At 72.1% G+C, this 15,885-nt stretch carries 17 protein-coding genes and 1 pseudogene; 10 read left to right on the forward strand and 8 right to left on the reverse strand.

From position 1 onward, the window contains the following. Positions 1 to 4: 4 nt before the first annotated feature. Entirely contained in the window at positions 5 to 1,270 is a 1,266-nt protein-coding gene (locus tag OG357_RS25505; protein WP_329623361.1) for an IS701 family transposase, read from the reverse strand. A gap of 408 nt (positions 1,271 to 1,678) precedes the next feature. Here OG357_RS25505 and crcB (OG357_RS25510) point away from each other — a divergent pair, with 408 nt between their 5' ends. Together crcB (OG357_RS25510) and crcB (OG357_RS25515) are read left to right on the forward strand one after the other, a co-directional pair. Then, positions 1,679 to 2,101, forward strand: a complete 423-nt coding sequence (gene crcB, locus OG357_RS25510; RefSeq protein WP_329623362.1) for a fluoride efflux transporter CrcB — start codon at positions 1,679 to 1,681, stop codon at positions 2,099 to 2,101. Then, positions 2,098 to 2,451, forward strand: coding sequence for a fluoride efflux transporter CrcB (gene crcB / locus OG357_RS25515; protein WP_329623363.1), 354 nt, complete (start codon positions 2,098 to 2,100; stop codon positions 2,449 to 2,451). Before crcB (OG357_RS25510) ends, crcB (OG357_RS25515) begins: the two co-directional genes overlap by 4 nt. Before the next feature lie 3 nt (positions 2,452 to 2,454). Here crcB (OG357_RS25515) and OG357_RS25520 read toward each other — a convergent pair. Both OG357_RS25520 and OG357_RS25525 read right to left on the reverse strand, forming a co-directional pair. Continuing rightward, a pseudogene (locus tag OG357_RS25520) lies at positions 2,455 to 3,169 on the reverse strand (urate oxidase). A 216-nt stretch (positions 3,170 to 3,385) separates the two neighbouring features. Then, positions 3,386 to 4,534 (reverse strand): winged helix DNA-binding domain-containing protein, encoded by a 1,149-nt coding sequence (locus OG357_RS25525; RefSeq protein ID WP_329623364.1) that lies wholly within the window; start codon positions 4,532 to 4,534, stop codon positions 3,386 to 3,388. 286 nt (positions 4,535 to 4,820) lie between these two features. Here OG357_RS25525 and OG357_RS25530 point away from each other — a divergent pair, with 286 nt between their 5' ends. Beyond that, positions 4,821 to 6,158 (forward strand): esterase-like activity of phytase family protein, encoded by a 1,338-nt coding sequence (locus OG357_RS25530; protein ID WP_329623365.1) that lies wholly within the window; start codon positions 4,821 to 4,823, stop codon positions 6,156 to 6,158. A 116-nt stretch (positions 6,159 to 6,274) separates the two neighbouring features. Here OG357_RS25530 and OG357_RS25535 read toward each other — a convergent pair whose 3' ends face one another. Then, positions 6,275 to 6,892: a TetR/AcrR family transcriptional regulator gene (locus OG357_RS25535; protein WP_329623366.1), complete on the reverse strand. Its 618-nt coding sequence runs from the start codon at positions 6,890 to 6,892 to the stop codon at positions 6,275 to 6,277. 94 nt (positions 6,893 to 6,986) lie between these two features. On the opposite strand from OG357_RS25535, the gene OG357_RS25540 reads away from it, so the two are divergent. Next, the gene (locus OG357_RS25540) at positions 6,987 to 7,913 is read left to right on the forward strand and encodes an NmrA/HSCARG family protein (protein WP_329623367.1); all 927 of its coding nucleotides are present in this window, start codon (positions 6,987 to 6,989) and stop codon (positions 7,911 to 7,913) included. Beyond that, complete coding sequence (locus OG357_RS25545) at positions 7,910 to 8,809, forward strand: TIGR03620 family F420-dependent LLM class oxidoreductase (protein ID WP_329623368.1); 900 nt, start codon at positions 7,910 to 7,912, stop codon at positions 8,807 to 8,809. The genes OG357_RS25540 and OG357_RS25545 overlap by 4 nt, the downstream gene beginning before the upstream one ends. A 45-nt stretch (positions 8,810 to 8,854) precedes the next feature. Here OG357_RS25545 and OG357_RS25550 read toward each other — a convergent pair whose 3' ends face one another. Further along, positions 8,855 to 9,307: an Lrp/AsnC family transcriptional regulator gene (locus tag OG357_RS25550; RefSeq protein WP_329623369.1), complete on the reverse strand. Its 453-nt coding sequence runs from the start codon at positions 9,305 to 9,307 to the stop codon at positions 8,855 to 8,857. 112 nt (positions 9,308 to 9,419) lie between these two features. Between OG357_RS25550 and OG357_RS25555 the strand changes: the two genes are divergently transcribed. From OG357_RS25555 to OG357_RS25565, 3 genes are read left to right on the forward strand one after another with little or no spacing between them, the layout of a single operon-like run. Beyond that, positions 9,420 to 10,076, forward strand: a complete 657-nt coding sequence (locus OG357_RS25555; protein ID WP_329623370.1) for a LysE family translocator — start codon at positions 9,420 to 9,422, stop codon at positions 10,074 to 10,076. Between the two features lie 46 nt (positions 10,077 to 10,122). Continuing rightward, positions 10,123 to 10,584 carry a PaaI family thioesterase gene (locus tag OG357_RS25560; RefSeq protein ID WP_329623371.1) on the forward strand — a complete coding sequence of 154 codons (462 nt, stop codon included), beginning with the start codon at positions 10,123 to 10,125 and terminating at the stop codon, positions 10,582 to 10,584. Continuing rightward, complete coding sequence (locus tag OG357_RS25565) at positions 10,581 to 11,567, forward strand: MBL fold metallo-hydrolase (protein WP_329623372.1); 987 nt, start codon at positions 10,581 to 10,583, stop codon at positions 11,565 to 11,567. Before OG357_RS25560 ends, OG357_RS25565 begins: the two co-directional genes overlap by 4 nt. Before the next feature lie 107 nt (positions 11,568 to 11,674). Here OG357_RS25565 and OG357_RS25570 read toward each other — a convergent pair whose 3' ends face one another. After that, positions 11,675 to 12,061, reverse strand: coding sequence for a DoxX family protein (locus OG357_RS25570; RefSeq protein WP_329623373.1), 387 nt, complete (start codon positions 12,059 to 12,061; stop codon positions 11,675 to 11,677). A gap of 56 nt (positions 12,062 to 12,117) precedes the next feature. Further along, complete coding sequence (locus tag OG357_RS25575) at positions 12,118 to 12,591, reverse strand: carboxymuconolactone decarboxylase family protein (RefSeq protein ID WP_329623374.1); 474 nt, start codon at positions 12,589 to 12,591, stop codon at positions 12,118 to 12,120. 258 nt (positions 12,592 to 12,849) lie between these two features. Between OG357_RS25575 and sigJ the strand changes: the two genes are divergently transcribed. Next, positions 12,850 to 13,764 (forward strand): RNA polymerase sigma factor SigJ, encoded by a 915-nt coding sequence (gene sigJ / locus OG357_RS25580; protein ID WP_329623375.1) that lies wholly within the window; start codon positions 12,850 to 12,852, stop codon positions 13,762 to 13,764. A 50-nt stretch (positions 13,765 to 13,814) separates the two neighbouring features. Here the strand turns inward: sigJ and OG357_RS25585 are convergent, their stop codons facing one another. Further along, on the reverse strand, positions 13,815 to 14,351 hold the full coding sequence (locus OG357_RS25585) for a GNAT family N-acetyltransferase (protein WP_329623376.1): 537 nt from the start codon (positions 14,349 to 14,351) through the stop codon (positions 13,815 to 13,817). Between the two features lie 227 nt (positions 14,352 to 14,578). On the opposite strand from OG357_RS25585, the gene OG357_RS25590 reads away from it, so the two are divergent. Next, positions 14,579 to 15,781 (forward strand): NAD(P)/FAD-dependent oxidoreductase, encoded by a 1,203-nt coding sequence (locus OG357_RS25590; RefSeq protein WP_329623377.1) that lies wholly within the window; start codon positions 14,579 to 14,581, stop codon positions 15,779 to 15,781. The last annotated feature ends 104 nt before the right edge of the window (positions 15,782 to 15,885 follow it).

Here is a 15,885-nt window from a genome sequence, read left to right on the forward strand (position 1 = left end):
CCGGTCAGCTCGCCTTGCGTCGCGACCCGTACCCTGAGTCGTAGGCGGAGTCCCAGTCCGACGAGGCCAGGAGCGTCGCCGCGTGGGCCGCCGAGGCCAGCGTGATGTGGCGGTGCCAGCCGCGGAACGAACGGCCCACGAAGTCCCGCAGCCCCGCCCCCTCGCCGACCTCCACGAAGTCCCGCTCCACCCGCCGCGCGAGCTTGGTCAGCCGCAGCAGGGAGCCGACGGGGGACTGGGTCAGATCGCTGATCCACACCCGGGCAGGGGCCCGCCGCGGGTCGTCCCACTCGCCCAGCAGCACCAGGGGCCGCATCCGCTCGCCGCCCGGCGTGGGCAGCGCGACCCGTACCGCCGTGGCGAGCGACGTCCGCGAGGTCCGCACACCGGCCACCGTGTCCACCCAGCTCACCGGCCTGCGCAGGCCCTTGAGCGACTCCAGGATCTGCACCGCGGACAGCGGACCCGCGCCGAAGCCCGGCAGCGAACGGTCCGCGATCGCCAGCCGCGAACCCGGACCGATCCGCGCCACGACGGGAACCCCGGCCCCGGCGAGCCGGGTGAGTGCCGCGCGGCCCGCGCCGCCGCGGATGTCGAGGAGCACCGGCTTGCGGGTGACGTCCGACCAGCGGGCGGTGTCGAGCGCCGCGGCGACCGCGCACTCCTCCAGCGTCTCCTCGCCGGCCTCCTGGGGGACCTCCGCGCGGTCGCGCCGCGTACGGTCGTTGACCCACGGGTCCGGCAGGAACAGCCGCCAGTTGACGGGGACGCTGAGCTCGTCGCTCGCGAACCACACCCCGAACGCCTGCTGGCCGTGGAAGACCTGACCGCGCTCCGGGTCGAAACGCCGGTCCACGCCCACCGAGTGCTCCCCGGCCTTCGGGATCGGCATCGGCCGGACCACCCAGGCCTGCGGGCAGCTGTTCCGCTCCAGGAACCGGCCGAGCGCGGCCCGCATGGGCTGCCAGTCCCAGGTGGAACTGGAGACGAAGTGGTGCAGGCTCTGCTCGGCGGCCGGCCCGCCTATCTGCGCGGCGATGTTACGGATCGACTTGCGGCCCTGCGCGGTGAGCAGACCGTAGAGGTACTGCTCGGCCTTCAGGCGCTGGTCGCGCCGCGGGAAGCCGGAGAAGAGCGCGGAACACAGCTCGGCGTAGGCCTCCTCGCCCGAACCGGCCGCACCGACGGGCATGGTGACGCTCAGGGGAACCGTCAAGGACGAGACGGCCCCGGTGGTGGCCCTGCGCTTGGTTGCGACGGATGTACTCACGACACTCCTGCCCGAAGGTTGCGCAGCTCCCTCCCGCTGCTCCACCACCGTCGCCCGTACCCGCCCCCCGGGACGAGGTGTACCCGGCACCCGAATCGGCCGCCGAATGGTGGCCGGACCACCTCCCCCTACATCACCCCAGGTCACGGCCGTCGCCACCGCCCCGCCCCGGACATGCCCTAGGGGTGTCCGGGGGATCTCCGGAACACCCCGCGGGGGGATCCGACGGATCCCGCGGGGGATCTGACAGACTCACCGGCGCCGCTTGACCCGTCGCGCGGAGTGGCCGGACCATCGCAGAGCGAGGTCGCACGGGCGTCGGCTCCCGGTTAATGCCCCAGGCCGGGAACCGTGCCCGTGCGCCTCGCCTCTACTTCCTCCGCACCCGTGCCCCGTAACCTTCCGGGCATGGGAACACGCGGAGAGACGGCGGTCGTCGGGGTCGTCGCCGCCGGGGGCGCCCTCGGCGCGGCCGCCCGCTACGGGGCCTCGCTCGTCTGGCCCACCCCGGCCCACGCGTTCCCCTGGACGACCTTCACGGTGAACGCGGTGGGCTGCGCGGTGCTGGGTGTCCTCATGGTGCTGCTCACCGAGACCCGCATCCGCGTGGCTCCCCATCCGCTGCTCCGCCCCTTCCTGGGCACCGGGTTCTGCGGAGGGTTCACCACCTTCTCGACGTACGCGCTCGACACCCAGCGGCTGCTGGCCGCGGGCGATGCCACCCGAGGCCTGCTCTACCTGGGGGCGACCGTGCTCACCGCCCTCGCCGCCGTCTGGGCGGGGGTCGCCGCCACCCGGGTGGTCGCACCGGTCCGGGTGAGGCCCGCGTGAACTGGCTCCTGGTCGTGGCGGGCGCCGCCATCGGCGCGCCCTTGCGCCATCTCACCGATCGGCTGGCGAAGGCCCGCTTCGGCCTCGGCCTTCCCTGGGGCACGTTCGCGGTGAACGTCGTCGGCTCGTTCGTGCTCGGGCTGCTCACCGGCGTCTCCTCGGAGCGGCTGCACCTGCTCCTCGGCACCGGTCTGTGCGGCGCCCTCACCACGTACTCCACCTTCTCGTACGAGACGCTGAAGCTGTACGAGGGCGGGGCGAAGGGGTACGCGGTGCTGAACGTGGCCGGGAGCCTGGCCGCCGGACTCGGAGCCGTATGGCTGGGAGTCGAGACGGCCAGGCCGTGGTGATCCTTACGCGGTGATCCAGTCGCTGGTCGCGATCACCGGCCGGACGCCGTCACGATGGATGGTGCCCTCGATCAGGCCGTACATCCGGTCCGCCGCGAAGTACACCTCGTTGTCGTTCTTCAGCCCGAACGGCTCCAGGTCCACGAGGAAGTGGTGCTTGTTCGGGAGGTTGAGCCGGACCTCGTTGACCGTGGAGACGTTGTCCAGGACCCGGTCGGCCATCGCGTGCAGGGTCTGCTGGAGCGAGTAGCTGTACGTCTCCGCGAACGCCTCCAGCATGTGGCGGCGCACCTTGCCGTACGAGCGGTCTGATCTGCGCGGTGCGGACCTCCTGGCCCTTGCGCACGAAGGAGTGCTGCTCCTTGCGCGTGGGCACCGAGACGCGCTCCCAGGCGTACTCCTCGATCCGGATCTGCGCCTCGTGGATCACGGGCTGCGAGGTCACGAAGTGCCGGGCGAGGAGGATGCCGAAGGCCTCGGGGGAGTCGACGCCGTGCTCCTTGGCGAAGGCGTAGACCGTGTTCTTGGTGGTGTCGGTCGGCAGGCAGTTACCGTTGTCGCCGGTCAGATGGACGTCGCGGTACTCGCCGCGCAGCGCCACCGACACGTTCAGGTCGCGGATCTCGTGCCACGCGCCGTCGTTGCCCTTGCGGGTGACCGTGACGATGCGGTTCTCGGCCTTGCCGTACTGGTTCTGCGCCAGGACGTGCTTGCTCATGTGCTGCTCAGCTCCTGCGGGTACGCGGATACGGATATCCCGTACGCCCGGCGTCCGGCGAACCCGTCGTCCCGAAGGTTCCGCCCCCCGCCGTCCGGCCCGTGAACGGCGGACCGCCCCGGGACTGACGAGCATCCCGGTCCGTAGGTGGTGTTCGGCACGAATGTATGTGCAGTACCGACGACTGGCAATGGCGACCGGTTGGCGGTGGCGGTGTCAGAGGACGGGGAACACCTTCGACTCGACCACCGGCAGCCCCTTCGCCCACCAGTGGTCGTAGCGCCGGTAGACCAGCGGATCCCGGCCCGCCAGGAAAGCCCCGAGGGCCGCGGCCTCTCCGGCGAGCTCCTCCCAGACGCGGGCCGGGAGCGGCCGGAACGCCGAGGCCTCGATCCCGCCGTCGACGGGCCGCCAGACCCCGGCGACGTACCCGTCGACGAGCAGCGTCGGCAGGACGTCGCCGTTCACGCGGATCACGGCCTTGCGGTACTCGGGCGGGATGACGCGGCCACGGTCCGCGTACGCCAGCAGGATGCTGTCCCACATGGCCATCAGCCGGGGCGGGGCCGGCACGTCCTCGTCGGGCCGGACCGCCCCGGGCACGTCGTACAGCACCACCCCGTCCGGCCCTTCCAGGGGCTCGACCAGGCCGTCGAGCGCCGCCAACGCCTCGCGCACCCGGCCCCGTTGCGTCATGGAGAACTGCGCGATGTCCGCCACGGACGCCGGCCCGAACCCCTCCAGATAGCGCCGGACGAGCACCGCGAGGCCCGCCGCGACCGCGTCCGGATCGGCGCGCTCCGGCAGCTCGTCCGCCGTGACGAAGGACTGCGCGGTGCCGTACGACCACGGCGGCCCCGTCGGGGCGTGCCACAGCGGCGCGTACTGGCGGATCATCCGCCAGGCCACGGATTCCACCGGACCGCCCCGGCACTCCGCGAGACGGCTCAGCATCTCGGCGCCGGTCCGCGCCCGCTCGGCGTACGCGAGGAGCCCGGGCAGCAGCGCGTCGGCGTCGGCCGGCGTGAACCCGGCGGCCCTGAACCGGTGGTCGCCGAGGCGCGAACCGCGCAGCGTCGGCTCCATGCCCTCCCGGAACGCCCGGTAGTCCTCGACGTGCACCACGTGCAGCGTGAGCCGCATCAGCGTCGACCGCACCGCCCGGAAGCCCTCCACCGCCCCGTCGAACAGGCCCGGGTCGAATCCCGCGACCCGGTTCCACAGGGCCACGTACGGCGAACCCGGCTGCTGCGCCTGAAGCGCGACCACCCGCCGCAGGGCCTCCTCGACGTCCATCGGGGCCCGTTCGAGGAGCAACTGGCGGGCGAGGGTGGAGCGATTGAGGGCGCGCGGGGTCATCACCATGCCCTGATTCTCGCGCGGCCCTCAGAAGCCCGGGGGCGGCGGGTTCCCGCCGCCGCCGGTTCACCGGCGTCACGTCCCCGAGTCACCCTGCGCGTTCACCCAGGACTCACCCGGTCGTCGCGAACGCGTGGCCGGGAGTTGCGCGCGGAACCGGACCATGAGGCCGCGCCCAGCCCCGCCCTCACCGGCGACTTTCCACGAGTACCCCACGCGCACCCCACGCGCACCCCCCCACGCGTCCCACGCGTATGTCACGCGTACCCCATGTGTGTCCAAGGGAGTTCAGATGAATCCGCGTCTCCTGCGCCGGCCCGCCGCCCTGGTGCTTCCCGTCTCCGCCGCACTCGCGCTCTCGGTGGTGGTGGGGACGGCCGACGCGACGCCGGCGCACCACGGCTCCGCCGCGCGGGTCGTCTCCACCTCGACCCTCCCCGACATCCCGCTCGCCGCGTTCAGCAACGACCTGCTGTCCGGCAGCGTCGACGACGACCGGGGCGTCGACCTGGGCGGCATCGGCAGCGACCTGTACCCGGCCGAACGGCCCGGCGAGTACTGGACCGTCACCGACCGCGGCCCCAACGGCCAGATATCCGTGGGGAAGGACAAGCGCCGTACGTTCCCGGTGCCCGGCTTCGACCCGGCGATCGTCAAGATCCGCGCCGTCGGCGGCCGTATCGACGTCCTGCGCTCCATCCCGCTCACCACGCGGTCCGGCGCCCCCGTGACCGGCCTGCCGAACCAGCCGGGCCGCGACGAGGCCCCGTACACGTACGACGCCTCCACCCCGCTCGCGTACGACCCGAACGGCCTGGACACCGAGGGCATCGTGCGGGACCGGGACGGCAGCTTCTGGCTCGTCGACGAGTACGGCCCCTCGCTCGTTCACGTCTCCGCGAAGGGCCGGGTCCTCGCCCGCCACGTCCCGAAGGGCCTCGGCCTCACCGGCGCCGGCTACCCGGTGATCGAGTCGCTCCCGTCGGTCTTCCTCCAGCGCAAGATCAACCGCGGCTTCGAGGGCCTCGCGCTGCTCCCCGGCGGCGATCTGGTCATGGCGCTGCAGAGCCCGCTGCTCAACCCCGACAAGGCCACCGGCGAGAACTCCCGCACCACGCGCCTGCTGCGCTTCTCGACCCGCACGAACGAGGTCACCGCCGAGTACGCCTACCGCTTCGACCCGGTCGAGGTCGTCGAGCCCGGCCAGACCAAGACCTCCGAGCTCAAGATCTCCGCCCTCGTCGCCCTCGGCGGCGACCGCCTCCTCGTCCAGGAGCGCACCGACAAGGCCTCCCGCCTGTACGAGGTCCGCCTCCGCCGCGGTGCCGACATCCTCGACACCGTCTGGGACACCCCCGCGACCCCCACCCTGGAGCAGCTCGACGGCGAGGCCGCGAAGGACGCCCCGATCCTGGCCAAGCGCCTGGTCCTCGACGTGAACACGGTCGAGGGAGTCCCCGGCAAGATCGAGGGCATCGCCCTCGAAGGCCGCTCGACTCTCGTCCTGCTCAACGACAACGACTTCGGCATGACGGACGGCCCCGCGGCCTTCGACGCGGCCGGCCGCCTGGTCGACAGCGGCGTGGAGACGACGCTCGTCCGCGTACGCCTGCCCCGCCCGGTCCGCTGATCACCCCGAAGATCCGCCAGGGCACCATGGCGCCGTGAACCGCACTTCCCGAACTCCGTGGCCGGCGCGGTCCGCGCCGACCTGGAGCAGTGAGCGGAAGGAGCCGCCCATTCACATCAAACTGCCCCGCGTTGGCGCACCCCGTCGAGGACGAGCGTCAGCAGGCGATCGGTTTCGGCCGCGCCGTCGCTGTCGTGTTCGGTGGCCAGCGCGATGGCTCCGACGAGCTTGAGGAGCCGGGTGATGGTGACCTCGGGGCGTACGGCGTGCGCCTGGTGAGCGCGGTCGAGTAGATCGCTGCCCGCGTTCAGGATCAGTGTGTGGCAGGAATCCCCGAGATCCGGATCGCCGCCGCCGGCACTGCTCTCGCCGGCCCCCGGCATCAGCGCCGCCCCCAGCCCCTTGTTGGTCACGGCGTGCGCGCCGACGGCGTGGAGCCAGGCGACCAGGGCGGCTTCCGGGTCGAGTTCGGCCGCGAGATCGCGTGCCGTGGCGCAGAGAGTCTCCACCCGGTCCTTGAAGACGGCCTCCAACAGCGCCTGCCGGGAGGGGAAATGCCGGTGCAGGGTGGCCGAGCCGACCCCCGCGTCCCGCGCGATCTCCTCCAGGGAGGCATCGACGCCGTGCCGGGCGACGGCGGCCCCGGCGGCGGCCAGGATCCGTTCGTGGTTGCGCCGCGCGTCGGCACGCATGGCACGCCGGGGAGGGGGCGGCGTGGTGGCGTCTCGGGTCATGTGCGCTCCTGGCGGCTTGCTAAACGGGGTGGTCCTCCATATCGTAGCCAACGCTAACCGGGGGACCACCCCACTTCGCTGCCGGGGAGAGACAGTGGAATCGACGGACAAGATCATCGTGGTGGCCGGCGCGACCGGCCTTCAGGGGCGGGCCGTGACCAGGCATCTGCTCGACGGCGGCTGGCGGGTGCGCGCCCTCACCCGCGATCCGGACGGGGCGCCGGCCAAGGCCCTGGCGAGCGCCGGCGCGCGGATCGTACGAGCGGAGATGGAGGACGTCCCGTCGCTCGTCGCCGCCGCCGAAGGCGCGTACGGAATGTTCAGCGTGCAGCCCACGGTGGGCTCCCCGGGCACGGCGCCCGACTTCTCCGCCGAGGACGAGGTCCGCTGGGGAAGGAACGTCGCCGACGCCGCCAGGGCCGCCGGCATCGGGCACCTGGTCTTCAGCTCGGTCGCCGGCGCGGACCGGCACGGCAGCGAGGCGTTGCCCCAGAACCTGATCAGCAAGTGGCGGATCGAGCAGCACATCGCGAAGCTCGGCCTGCCCGCCACGATTCTGCGGCCGGTGTCCTTCATGGAGAACTACACCGGTGAGTACGCCCTGCAAGGCGGAAACCTGGTCTCGGGCATCGCCCCCGACGTTCCGCTGCAGATCGTGGCGGTGGACGACGTCGGCTTCGTCACCGCGCTGGCCTTCTCCCGCCCCGAGGAGTGGATCGGGCGGTCGGCGGCGCTGGCCGGCGACGAACTGACCCCGGTCCGGATCGCCGCGCAGATCGCGGCGGCCATCGGGCGCCCGCTGCCGTACGCCAGGATCCCGATGGAGACGATCCGTGCGTTCAACGAGGAGTTCGCGATCGCCCACGAGTGGCTCAACGAACGCGGCTACCGGGCCGACATCCCCGCCACGCGACGGATCCACCCCACCGTGATGGACTTCCGCACGTGGCTGGAGCGCACGGGTGCGGCCCGGATCACGGGGTACCTGGACACCCGGGGCGCGCAGAAGGGGGAAGCGTGAAAGCCGTCCGCCCCCACCTCGGACGCGTCGGCATCTGGGCGGGCGAACTCGACACCTGCTCGGCGCCCGCGGTCCGCGAGGCGGTGACCGCGATCGAGGACCTCGGTTTCGGCACCCTGTGGTTCCCCGAGACGGCGGGACGGGAAGCGATGGCACAGGCGGCGATCCTGCTGTCACAGTCCGAACGGATCGTCGTGGCGTCCGGCAGCACGGACATCTACGCGCGCGACCCGGTGACGGCCGCCGCCGCGCAGCGCACCCTTGAGGAGGCGTTCCCCGGACGGTTCCTGCTCGGCCTGTGGGACAGCCATCCCAGCCTCGCCGAAGACGTCCGAGGCCACCGATTCGGCCTCCCGCTCCCGACCATGCGCGCCTACCTCGACGCGATGGACGCCGCCCCTTTCGGCCCGCCCGCGACGGCGCCCTCGCCCCACCGGGTGCTCGCCGCCCTGGACCCCGGCATGCTCGCCCTCGCCGCCGAACGCGCCTGGGGCGCGAACCCGTTGGGCATGCCGGTCGAGCACACCCGCAACGCCAGAGCCACGCTCGGACCCACCGCGCTCCTGGCCGTCACCCAACTGTGCGTGCTGGGCCCCGACCGCGCACACACCACCGAACAGGCCCGCGCCACGGCCGCAGCCGCCCTGCCCAACCGTCGCGCCCTGCTCCGGGATCTGGGGTTCGAGACCGCCGAGAACGCCCAGAACGCGGAAACGCCCGACGACCGGCTCATCGACGCGCTGGTGGCCCACGGCACCGCCGAGGACATCGCCCGCCGAGTCCACGAGCACCTCGCCGCCGGCGCCGATCACGTCAGCCTCCACCTCCTCACGGACACCCCCGACGCCCCACCCCTCCGCCAGTGGCAGGACCTCGCCGCACACCTCCTGCCCTGACCGGGCAGGGGGGCTACTTGGGCAGGGGGCTGCTCGGCAGCGGGGCTACTCGGGCAGTGGGCGGTCGTCGATGACGTTCTTCATGACGAGGGTGGAGGCCAGGCGCTGGACCCCGGGCAGCCGGGCGAGCCGCTGGTCGAAGAGCTGCTGATAGGCGGCCAGGTCGGTGGTGGCGACGCGGAGGAGGTAGTCGGGTTCGCCGAAGAGGCGCTGGGCCTGGATGACCTGGGGGATGGCGGTGATGGCCGTTTCGAAGGTGGTGACGGTGTCGGGGTTCTCCCAGCGCAGGGTGGCGAAGACGAGGGCTTCGAAGTTCAGGCCGACGGCGGCCGGGTCGACGACGGCGCGGTAGCCGCGGATGGCGCCCTCGCGTTCGAGGTCGCGCAGGCGGCGGTGGCAGGGCGAGACGCTGAGCCGCACACGGGCGGCCAGCTCGGTGATCGTCAGGCGGCCGTCCATCTGCAGCTCGGTAAGAATCTTCCGGTCCATGGCATCCATGGAGAAGATTCTCCCTCGGAACGCCCATTCATGGGGTAAGAACGCAAACACTTTCGGGCATATCCGCCCTAGCCTTCCCTCTCAGGACAAGGAATGCGAGAGGGAACGAGCGATGGACACGACGACACTGGCGGCCTTCCTGGCGGTGGACCTGCTGCTGGTGTTCACCCCGGGCGCGGACTGGGCCTACGCGATCTCGGCGGGCCTGCGCGACCGGTCGGTCGTACCCGCCGTCACCGGGCTGGTCGCCGGCCACGCCGCGTACGCGCTGGTGGCCGTCGCGGGCCTGGCGATGATCGTGGCGAGCTCCCCGGCCGCGGTCACCGCGCTGACCATGGCGGGTGCCTGCTATCTGCTGTGGCTGGGCTGGGGCGTTCTGCGGCAGCCGGCCGCACCGGCGGCGACCGCCGGAGAGGGTGCGACCGCCGGAGAGGGTGCGACCGCCGGAGAGCGCGCGGGCGCCTCCCCCACACGGGTCATGCTCAGGGGCGCCGGGATCAGCGGCCTGAACCCCAAGGCGCTGCTCCTCTACTTCTCGCTGTTTCCGCAGTTCATCGACGTCGCCGACGGCTGGCCGGTCGCCGCGCAGACCGGGCTGCTCAGCACGCTGCACCTGACCGCGTGCGCCGTCGTCTACCTCGGCGTCGGCGTCCTGGCCCGCACGGTCCTGAAGGCCAGACCCTCGGCAGCCCTGGCCGTCACCCGGGCCTCCGGTGCCATGATGATCGCCATCGGCGGGTTCCTGCTGGTGGAACGCCTGGCCGGCTGACACACACGACTCCACTCGACAGACGGGCGCGAAGGAGAGTACGTACGTGGAAGACGAGACACAGGGGGAACAGGAGGCAGGCCCCGCGATCCGGAAGCGCGTCCAGACCAGCTTCGATCGCCAGGGCCTGATGACCCACCTCGGCGCGCACCTCGCCCACATCGGCCCGGGCCGCGTACGCATCGTGCTCCCGGCCCGCCCCGAGGTGACCCAACAGCGCGGCTACGTCCACGCCGGCGCCACCAGCGCCATCGCGGACAGCGCCGGCGGCTACGCGGCACTCACCCTCTTCGACGAGGACTCCGAGGTTCTCACCGTCGAGTACAAGATCAACCTCCTCGCGCCCGCGGCGGGCGCCCACATCGAGGCGATCGGCACCGTGGTGAAATACGGACGCACCCTGACCGTCTGCCAGTTGGAGGTGTACGGCGTCCAGTCCGGCGGCGAGCGGAAGCTCGTCGCCAACGGCCAGCAGACCCTCATCCGCGTGAACAGGCCCGAGCGGTGAGCCGGCACCCCACCCCCGCGCTGCCGCGCTGGGCGACCTGGTGGCAGCGCCCCTTCCCCGACGCCAACACCCTGCTGCTCCACGGACGTCAACCGGCCCTGATCGACACCGGCTTCGTGGGCCACGCCGAGGAGACCGCCGCCTGGGCCCGTGCCCAAGCCGGGACGGCCATCGGCCTGGTCGTGAACACCCACTGGCACTCCGACCACGTCGGCGGCAACGCCCTCCTCCAGGCCCAGGGCGCCGCGATAGCGGCCGGGGCCCCGGAGGCGGAGGCCATCTCCCGCCGGGACCCCGGCTGTTGCGCCGCCGAGTACCTCGACCAGCCCGTGGCCCCGTACACGGTCGACGTCTCCCTCGACGACGGTCAGGTCCTCCGCCTCGGCGACACGGACTGGGAAGTCGTACGCACCCCTGGCCACACGCCGGGCCATCTGGCCCTGTGGCAGCCGGACGAACGCCTGCTCGTGGTCGGGGACGCGCTGTCGGACTACGACGTCGGCTGGGTGAACCTCGCTCTCGACGGCCTCGACGCGGCCACCACCGCGCTCGCCTCCCTCAAGCGGATGGCCGACCTCGCCCCCCGGGTGATCCTCCCCTCCCACGGCCCGATCCCCACCGACCCCGAGGCCGCGTTCGCCGCGGCCGTGCGCCGCGCGCAGCGACTGGTCGACGACCCGGACGGCGCCGTCCGGTACGGCGCCCGGCGGATCTTCGCCTTCGCCCTGATGATCCGCGGAGGCATCCCGGCGGCCGAGGCCGAGCCGTACCTCCACGCCCGAACCTGGCTCACCGACGCCGCCCGGCTCCTGGACACGACTCCCGAGTCACTGGCCACCGAACTGATCACGACCATGACGCGAGCCGGCGCGATCGCCCTGCGAGACGGCCGCCTGCACGCCACCACCCCCCACACCCCGTCCCCGGCCGAAACACTCCGAGTGCCCTACCCCCGCACCTGGCCGCCGCCGAAGCGACCCTGACACGCACCCCCGACCAGCAAAAAGACCCTCCCGAAGGAGGGTCGTCCGATCGGCCCCGCTGCGCGCACCGGCTGAACGCAGCGGGGTGTGGCCGGACAATGTCCCGGTCAGGCCGTGAAGGACTCGGGGCCGAAGCGGCCCCACACCACGAAGGCGGCCAGGGCGAGGTAGGCCAGGTCCACCACCATGTATGTGGTCTCGTGGCGCCGTATGCGGACGATCGCCGCGCCGGCCATCATCAGTACCAGGCCGAGAGCCGCCAGCGGGACCAGAATCGGCGCTGTGCCGAGCAGGGCGGGCAGGACCAGGCCCACCGCGGCCAGCACCTCGAGGGCTCCGATGGTCTTGATGCCGCCGGCGCTGAAGTCCTCGGTCCAGCGGGCACTGGCGCCGCTCGCGGCGATCTTCTCCTTCGGCGTGATCACCTTGAAGGCGCCGCCGAGCAGGTAGGCGGCGGCGAGAAGTCCGGTGATGATCCACAGGGCGAGGTTCATGGGATGTGTCCTTGCGTGGTGTCGGCTCGCGGAACCAGGGGGCGGCGGGCGGTTGGTCAGCCGTGCAGGCCGGGCTGGTAGTCGCCCGCGGGCTGCTGGATCATGACGTTGCCGCGGTTGAAGGCGTTGATGATGGCGATCTGGGCCACCAGGTCGGCGAGCTGGTCGTCGTCGTAGTACTTGGCCGCGTTCGCCCAGACGGCGTCCGAGACCCCGCCGGCCGTGTCGGCGATGCGGGTGCCCTCTTCGGCCAGCTCCAGGGCGGCGCGTTCGGCGTCGGTGAACACCGTGGCCTCCCGCCACGCCACGACCAGGTTGAGCCGTACCGCGCTCTCACCGGCGTGCGCGGCGTCCTTGGTGTGCATGTCGATGCATCCGGAGCAGCCGTTGATCTGGCTGGCGCGGAGCATCACCAGTTCCCGGGTGGAAGCGGGAACGGTCGACTCCGCGAGCGCCCTGCTCGCGGCGATGATGTGCTTCATGGCCTTGGCTGCGACGGGGCTGGTCATGAAGTTCAGTCGAGCGTTCATCGTGCACTCCTTGTTCCTGCTGTTCGCTGGTGCCCTCTAAGACAGGGCACCCCGGCAGCCTGTGACAGGGGCTGATGTGACGTGCGTCTCACCGTCGCGCGGCGGCGGCCCGGCGGCGGCCGCCGGGTCCCTCGGATACCCTCTGGGCGTCCTGTGGATCTTGGATTGAGCAGGCGGGGCGGCGTGCTCGGACTGGGCATTGCCGTAAGCGAGTTGAAGGAGAGGGTCCCGTTGCCGGGAGCGTCGGGAACGACGGATGTGACGGACGTAGCCGGCTATCGACCGCTGATGTTCTCCATCGCCTACGGGATGACCGGGTCGGTGGGCGACGCCGAGGACCTCGTCCAGGACGCCTTCCTCGGCCTGACCCGGGCGCACCAGGCGGGTACCGCGATCTCCACACCGAAGGCGTACCTGACCACGGCCGTGACGCGGTTGGGAATCAACCACCTGAACTCGGCACGGGTACGGCGGGAGACCTATGTGGGGAACTGGCTGCCCGAACCGGTCGTCGTGACCGACGACCGGCCGGGACCGGTCGAGCACGCCGAGCTGGCCGACTCGCTGTCCATGGCCTTCCTCGTCCTGCTGGAGGCGCTCTCACCGGTGGAACGGGCGGTGTTCATGCTGCGCGAGGTCTTCGCGTACGACTACCCGGACGTGGCGAGGACCACCGGGAAGTCCGAGGCGAACTGCCGCCAGATCTTCGCCCGCGCCAAGAAGCGCATCGCCGCGGCCGGGCCGGACGCGGACAGCGCGCCGCCCCCCGCCCAGCGGGCCGAGGGCGAGGGACTCGCCCGCAGGTTCTTCGAGGCGGCCGAAGGCGGCGACCTGGACGCGCTGCTCGGCATGCTCGCACCCGACGTCGTGTACTACGGGGACGGCGGCGGCAAGGCGCGCGCGACCAGGAACCCGGTGGCCGAGCCGCAGCGCGTCGGGCAGCTGCTCGTCGGCGGGTTCCGCCGGATCCGGAGCCTCGGTGCCGACCTCCGTCCGGCCTGGGTCAACAGCCGCCCGGGCGCCGTGACGTACGACCTTGAGGGCAGGGTGGTCAATGTGGTCGAACTCGACATCGTCGACGGTGTGATCCGGGCGATCCACTCCGTGTCCAACCCCGACAAGCTCGGCCACCTCGGCCCGGTCTCCGACATGGCACGGCTGCCGAAGGAATAGTCCACCCGACCCGACACCGCCTCTCCGTGCCGTGACGGCGATCGCGTCCATCACATCGGGAGGGAGAGGAGTCGCACCGGCTCCGCGGGCCAGTACGCGTCGTCGCGCAGGGGCGTCACCATGGTCCGCAGCGGCATGGTCACCACGCGGGTCTCGGGCTGTTCGACGAGTACGTCCTGGTCGAGCGGCTGCCACCCGAGGCGCTGGTACAGCGGCACGAGGGGAGGCCGGCAGAACAGGAGCGCGTGCCGAGGGCCCATCGTGCGCGCGTGGTCGAGTGCCGCTGCGACGACGAGCCGAGCCAGGCCATGACCGCGCATGTCGGGTGCGACGGCCACTCCGCCGACGCCCACCACCTCCGTCTCGGCGCCACCGATCGCAACAGGCAGCCGTAGCAGTCCGGCGTGGGCCACAAGCCGCTCGCCGTACCTGACACCGAAGTGCTCTTCCTTGGGCAGCCAGGTCAAGCCGGCCGCGGCGACGCCGAAGGGGTCGTCGCCGCCGCCGAGAATCTCGTCCTGATCCGCTTTCGTGTACCGGGGGAGCCGGACTGCGGCCGGTGCTGCAGAGGATGGGTTCTCAGGCATCCCCACATGATGATCTCTCCTCCGCGGTGTGGCCAAGCGCTCGGCAGTCGCTCGTACGGGCCCGCCGTCACTCGCCGGCGTCTACCCGCTGATGACCCGGGCCGACTTCAGGTCGCTCGAACCACCCGCGACGAATGTGACCCACGTCACGCGTGGCGCGTGTCAGGAATCGGGGCGCTGTCCCGCTCAAGTCACCGAGAGCCAAGCGAACCGACAGGAGCACCATCATGAAGCACCGCATCGTCGTCCTCGGCGCCGGCTATGCCGGGGCCTACGCGGCCGGGACCCTGGCCCGTCGGCTGTCCCCGGAGGGCACCGAGGTCACCGTGGTCAACGCCGAGCCGGACTTCGTTCAGCGGCTGCGGCTGCACCAGCTCGCGGCCGGCCAGGAGATCGAGGCTCCCCCGCTCACCGACGTCTTCGCCGGCACGGGGGTACGGCTGCGCCTGGCCCGTGTCACGGCCGTCGACCCCGAGCGCCGGATCGTCGCCGTGGCCGACGCCGACGGCGGCGGCGAACTCGCCTACGACACGCTTGTCTACGCGCTCGGCAGCCACGGGGACGACCGCGGCGTCCCCGGCGTGGCCGAGCACGCCTTCGACGTCGCCGCCCGGCCCTCCGCGCTGCGCCTGCGCGAGCGTCTGGACGGCCTGGAGAAGCGGGGCGAAGGCGTGAACGTGCTGGTCGTCGGCGACGGGTTGACCGGCATCGAGACCGCCACCGAGATCGCCGAATCCCGCCCCGGTCTGTCGGTGGCGCTGGTCGCCCGCGGAGAGCTGGGCGCCCACCTCTCCGCCGGAGCCCGCGGCCACCTGCGCCAGGCCTGCGACCGGCTGGGCGTCACCGTCCTGGAGCACACCAGTGTCGAAGCCGTCGAAGCGACGCGGGTGCTGTGCGCCGACGGCACCGCTCTGGCGGCCGACGCGACGGTATGGACGGCCGGGTTCACGGTCAGCTCCATCGCCGCCGCCGGCGGGCTCGAGGTCACCGAGAACGGTCGGATCGTGGTCGATCGCACCATGCGGTCGGTCTCGCACCCCGACGTCTACGCCGTCGGCGACAGCGGCTACGTCATCGGCGAAAACGGCCGACCGCTGCCGATGTCGTGCGCCTCGGCCGGCTACACCGGCCGGCAGGCCGTGGACGCGATCGTCGGACGCCTGACCGGCGGCAAGATCGCGAACACCAGGCTGGAGTACCCGGGCAACCACATCAGCCTCGGGCGGCAGGACGGCATCCTGCAGTTGGTCGACGACGAAGGACAGGCGAAGCCGAAGTTCATGGGCGGCCGGAAGGCGGCCCGGATCAAGGCGGGCATCGTCAGGATGTCGCTGTGGGCCACCGCGCACCCGACCTTCGGCCTGCCCAAGCGCAAGCACCACCTGGCCGCCGCGCCGAAGACGTCCGCCGCCGAGAAGGCGGTCGCGTAGCCGCCGGGTCGCGGCGTCGCGATCTTGAGCCACTCGACGCCGCGGTCGCCGCCCGCGACCTCGCCCCACTGCCGGCCGACGACCCGCGCGGCGCCGGACCGGCC

Source organism: Streptomyces sp. NBC_01255, assembly GCF_036226445.1.
GTDB lineage: Bacteria > Actinomycetota > Actinomycetes > Streptomycetales > Streptomycetaceae > Streptomyces.